We start from the raw sequence: 5,215 nt of genomic DNA, 5'->3' as shown, positions 1-5,215 counted from the left end.
TCATAAGGGGAGTTAACGACTCGGAAAAATACGTGGAGGATTTTGCGGAAATGTTCGAAAAAACGAAAGCAGATTTTATTGAGATAAAGGGATACATGTTTTTAGGGGATTCCAGGAAGAGGCTGGTTTTCGAGAACATGCCTGGGCACGAGCACGTGCAGGAGTATGCGGAAAAGATTGCGGAAATGCTTCCAGACTATTCAATAATTGATGCGGATTATTTGTCCAGGATTATCCTGCTCAAAAGAAAGGATTCGCCCTATGGGAACTATATTTTTGGGGTGGTTGCAGGGAAAAAGAAGAAATAGTTCAGTAAACAATTTCTTTTAATCTCTTCTTTTTAGTCGCTTCCTTTATTTCAATCGCTATTCTCCTTCCCATCCCATATCCCCTTTTCTTTAGGAAAGAAAAGGGGCTGAGGGTTTCACCCCCAAAAGAAAACTAGTATAATATTTCCGAAAGTCTCTTCTTTTTAGCCGCTTCCTTTATTTCAATCGCTATTCTCCTTCCCATTGAGAGGGGCTTCTTGTCCATGAATACCGAGTAGGGAGATGAATCGGCGAACATGTTCGTGCCTGCGACTATGCGCGCTGAAATCTCGAACGCGTAAATCTCCATTTTCTCGGTTATTATCGTTTCAACGCAGAACGGGCCCGGGATTCCTCCAAACAGCCTATCCGCGGCTTCGGAAACTTTCTTCCCTATTTCCAAATATTCAGGGAGCAGGGATTCGCGAAGCACGAGCGGTTCGTTAGCAACCACTGTGAAGCCCATGGGGGTTTTCGCATTCGCGTAAAGTGCGCGCCCTATTTCATCCGCGTTGCTCTCCACCCTCCTGTCCACTCCCAGAAGCTCCACGCTGCCTTTTCCTGCGCGGTAGCCCTTTGCGCTCAGCGGGGAATAGAAATAATGGGGGTATGCTCTCACTCCGGAAAGGAATTCCTGTATCATCGCGGGCTTGCTTCCCACCTTGTTTTTGTATTCTTCGTATGAATTCACTATCGCGTAGCCCATCCCGCCTTTTGCCCCGGGGAATTTCACTATCACCGGCCGGTCTATATCCTGTGGGTTGGGGAAGACGCGCGGAGTTCTGAGCCCTGCCTTCTGCATCCACTCGAACATTTTGTCCCGCGAGCGCTCCCAAACCAGCGAGCTGCGGTTTCCTAAAACCGGGATTGGGAGATTGTCCAGTTTCTCCCCCACGTATTCTACGAATGAGCCGTGCGGAACTATTATTGCGCTGCGTGCAACCAATTCGGAAACAGGAATCTGCGAATAGGAATCCACGAAAATGAAATCATCGGGCTTTGCGAGCGGGAACGCATCGTAAATTTTCTCCTTTCCGCGCATGCATATCCCTATGGTTTTCAGCCCCTCGAGCTTCGCGCCGTGGAAAATCTGCAGCGAAGAGTGTGAGCATATTGTAGCGACTGCTGGTTTTTTGTAAGATGAGATTATTGAGTCTATTCTGGATTTTTCAATCATGCAATCAGCTCAGGTTGTGATTAAGTTCATCTCCTTCTGCTTCTGCGCGTCCTTCACTTCCATCGCTATTCTCCTTCCGAACGAGATGCTCTCGCGGAACAGGTACGATGAGTAGGGGGTGAAGCGCGTGCCCGGGGAGCCGGGCATCCTGAACGAGACGTCGAAAACCACCAGGTTCTCCTTCCCGTTCTCCTCGGTGAGCGCGCACTGGAGCGCGAATGGCCCTATTATCCCGGGCTTGTATTCGTGCTTGCACACTTCCACCAAACGTTCTCCGGCCTGGAACACCTGCTCCAGGAGGGATTCACGTATGGTTGCGGCTATGTGCCCTGCCTCTATGTTGGAAACACGCATGCGCTTGAGCGCTTCGAGCTGCATGTCCGCGGTCATGTGCAAAAACCCATCTAGGTTGGTCTGCCTCCTCGTATCTATTCCGAGAAGCTCAAGCTCCCCGCTTAGGGGCGAATAGAAGAAATTGAAGTTGAACTGCGCGCCTACAACGAATTCCTCGATGCGCGCCTGCTCGAGCGCCTGCTTGGTTATTATCCCCTGGCCGATGAGCTTTCCTGATTTCTGCAGGTAATCTTCGTAGGAATCCACCAGGAAGAACGCGCGCTCGTACGAGCGCTTGGCTTCGGAAACCTTCACTATTGAGATTCTTCCTATCCTTTCCGGCGAAGGCATCACGCGCGGAGTGTCTATCCGCGCCTGCTCCATCAGATAGTACTGGTTGCGGCCCACGTTGCGCTCTTCGGCCTTGAGAAGGAAGCGGTTGCCGAAAATCGGGATTGGGAAATGCTTTTCTATGTTCTCGTTGCCCACGTAAACCGAGAAGCTGCGGTTCGGGACGAAGATGCAGTCCCTTTTTTTCATATATGCTATGTTCTCATGTTTCAAAATGTGGGAAAACTTCTCGAGCACCAGCGTCTCATCGACAACGCCCAGCTCCGTCTTTCCGCGCCTGCGCGTGCGGTAATACTGCGCGTACGTCTTTTCCCTTTTCCTCTGCGCGATCACGAGCGTGCTGAAGCCCTCCTGCTTCGCGCCTTCGCAAACGTCCAGCGCGCTGTGGCTCCCTAAAGTTGCTATAGTGACCATAATCATCGCCTCCTGGGCTTTACTGCTTTCCGTCTGGCCCGTCTGGTCCGCTTAAACTGCGCCTTCCCGTCTTCCTGCTGCTCTTGCCGAGCATCCTGCGGAAAAAGTTTGCTGAAATCCGCGTGCTTCAGGGCGAACAGGATCAGCGCGGCAAGTATGAATATCATCATGATGTAAGTGAAAGTCTGGCTGGCCTGCTCCTGGACCTGGGATGGAACTTCAGGATGCAGCAAAGCGAGAATTAGCAGAAATGCGAGCGCAGTCCTCATGTTTTACGATAGGGGTGCGAGCAATAAAAAGCTTTGTTTCATATCCGGAGATTCGCCTGCTTTATGTTACACGCATTTATAAGCATTTTTCATCCCATCAAACTAGGAAACATAGTGGTTGAAATGATAGCCCAAGCAAATGGAATACAGTGCTGCTTCTCAGGCATTAGCTATGGCTATTGGAAAAACCGCGTCTGAAAAAATTATTTTTTGCTGGTTTTTCTTTTGGAAGGCCAGTCTTATTGAGGTAAAACCAAGAAGGGTGAAAAAATGAATGAAATGAAAACATTGAAAATCATGGATACGGGCGAAAGGAAAGGCGTCGTGCAGGTTGGAAAAGTGAGGTTCGGGAAAGGCCTGGTTTTAATGGCCGGGCCCTACGGAGTGGAGGAAAACGAAGGACGCATGCTTGCAATCGCGCAGGCGGCTGGGCGGGCCGGGGCGGACCTGCTGCGCGGCGCGGTCCTCAATCCGCTCCCCAGGCCGTATTCCCAGGAGGCGCAGGGGCGGCTGAATCTTCGCGCCCTTGGGGCGCTTGAAAAGGCGAAGAAAGCTACGGGATTGCCACTCCTAGTAGAGGTCATGAATCCGCGGGATATTGAATCCGTAGGCAGATGCGCGGATATGCTCCAGGTTGAGGCGAACATGCGGAATTCCGAGCTGTTGAGCGAGGTGGGCACTTCCGGGATGCCGGCTCTGCTCAAGCACGGGTTTGGTTCCACGCTCGGGGACCTGCTGAAAGCAACCGAGCTGCTTGGCAAGGGCAACTCCAACATAGTCTTATGCACAGGGGCGTTAGAACATCACACAGGACTGGACATATGGATGATGCCTGCATTGAAGAGGCTCCGCCTGCCGGTAATGATGGATGCCAGTACGAGCTTGTCCAACGGAAACGGCAATATTGCGGAGAGCATGAGCCTTGCAACGGCTTCTGGGGCGGACGGCGTCATAATGACTGTAAACTACGAACCAGATGGGGCGCTCGGCCTGAGGCAGTTCATAGAGCTGATGGGGGATTTGCGCCAGCTAAGCCTGAAAGTTGCCCAAATCAGATCTGAAGCAGGAGTTCACAATGCGGGGAGCGAGCCGTTCGTGGTTGATTGGACAATTGGCTGAGCTATGGAATCCGGCGGGCTCCGCCGGTTTATAAATTTTATTCGCAAAACCAGCTTATGCGGATTATTGCAGACCTGCATTTACATTCCAAATACGCGAGGGCAACCAGTCCTAATTCGGATTTGAACGGGCTGAGCAGGGGCGCGAAAACAAAAGGCGTGCAGGTGGTTGCGACAGGGGATTTCACCCATCCCACGTGGTTCAGGGAACTGAAGCTTGCGCTTGAGAGCAAGGATAATCAAGACGGGCTGTACGAATTCAACGGAGTGAAGTTCCTGCTTTCGGTGGAGGTTTCCAACATTTTCGAGCTGAACGGGAAAACCAAGAAGATGCACCACGTGCTCCTTGCCCCGGACTTTGACGTTGCAGCGCAGATTGGCGATGGGATTGCCAAATACGGGAAGCTGGAGGAGGACGGACGGCCCACGCTGATGATGAGCTCCGCGGAGCTGCTTGAAATCGCGGACAGAATTTCGAAGGACATTTTCGTGATTCCTGCGCACATATGGACCCCGTGGTTCTCGCTTTTCGGCTCCAAGAGCGGAGTTGATGACCTGAAAGAAGCGTACGGAGGGATGGAGAAGAACATATTTGCATTGGAAACAGGCTTGAGCTCGGATCCGGGAATGAATTGGATGCTGAGCAAGCTGGACAAATACGCGCTGGTTTCCAACAGCGATTCGCACAGTCCTGAGAAGATGGGCAGGGAAGCCAACGTTTTCGAATTGGAGGAGGCCAGCTACCAATCCATAGTCAATGCGATAAAGACCAGGAAGGGCTTCGTGAAGACGTACGAATTTTTTCCCGAGGAGGGGAAATACCATTACGATGGCCACAGGAACTGCAATGTGCTCCTGGACCCGTGGCAGGCGAAGAAGCTCGGGAACAGGTGCCCGGTGTGCAAGAGGCCGCTCACCATAGGGGTGCTGCACCGGGTCGCGGACTTGGCGGACAGGAAGCTCGGGGAAAAACCCGAGAATGCGGTCCCTTTCAAGCACATCGTTCCATTGCCCACGCTTATTGCGAAGGCGCTGGGAAAAAGCGAGGTCGCGAAGCAGGTCGGCGAGGAGTACGATAAGATAATAAGGTATTTTGGGAACGAGTTCGCGGTCTACGAGGCTGCGGAGGAGCAGCTCAGGCTCGCAACTTCCCCCGAGATAGCTGGGGCCATTGGGCGCGTGAATGCCGGGAACGTGAGCTGGATTCCGGGCTACGACGGGGTTTTCGGGGAGCTCGTGCTGGAC

The 5,215-nt window shown here is 52.3% G+C and carries 5 protein-coding genes and 1 pseudogene; 3 read left to right on the top strand and 3 right to left on the bottom strand.

Going from position 1 to position 5,215, the window contains the following annotated elements; translation table 11 throughout:
• A partial coding sequence (locus WC488_04380) for a hypothetical protein (protein ID MFA5077636.1) occupies positions 1 to 308 on the top strand: 308 nt, incomplete at its 5' end.
• A 1-nt stretch (position 309) separates the two neighbouring features.
• Here WC488_04380 and WC488_04375 read toward each other — a convergent pair.
• The 3 genes and pseudogenes from WC488_04375 to WC488_04365 form a co-directional block, all read right to left on the bottom strand.
• Positions 310 to 1,485: pseudogene (locus WC488_04375) on the bottom strand (formate--phosphoribosylaminoimidazolecarboxamide ligase).
• 9 nt (positions 1,486 to 1,494) lie between these two features.
• Entirely contained in the window at positions 1,495 to 2,583 is a 1,089-nt protein-coding gene (locus WC488_04370) for a DUF1297 domain-containing protein (protein MFA5077635.1), read from the bottom strand.
• A gap of 2 nt (positions 2,584 to 2,585) precedes the next feature.
• The gene (locus WC488_04365; GenBank protein ID MFA5077634.1) at positions 2,586 to 2,852 is read right to left on the bottom strand and encodes a hypothetical protein; all 267 of its coding nucleotides are present in this window, start codon (positions 2,850 to 2,852) and stop codon (positions 2,586 to 2,588) included.
• Positions 2,853 to 3,122: 270 nt separating this feature from the next.
• Here WC488_04365 and WC488_04360 point away from each other — a divergent pair, with 270 nt between their 5' ends.
• Together WC488_04360 and WC488_04355 are read left to right on the top strand one after the other, a co-directional pair.
• On the top strand, positions 3,123 to 3,971 hold the full coding sequence (locus tag WC488_04360) for a 3-deoxy-7-phosphoheptulonate synthase (GenBank protein MFA5077633.1): 849 nt from the start codon (positions 3,123 to 3,125) through the stop codon (positions 3,969 to 3,971).
• A gap of 56 nt (positions 3,972 to 4,027) precedes the next feature.
• Positions 4,028 to 5,215 (top strand): endonuclease Q family protein (locus tag WC488_04355; GenBank protein ID MFA5077632.1); only part of this gene is annotated, 1,188 nt, incomplete at its 3' end.

It is taken from the genome of Candidatus Micrarchaeia archaeon (genome assembly GCA_041650355.1).
Taxonomy (GTDB): Archaea; Micrarchaeota; Micrarchaeia; order Anstonellales; family Bilamarchaeaceae; genus JAHJBR01.
Note: the sequence above shows the minus strand (reverse complement) of the source record. Positions and strands in the feature narration are given on the sequence as shown.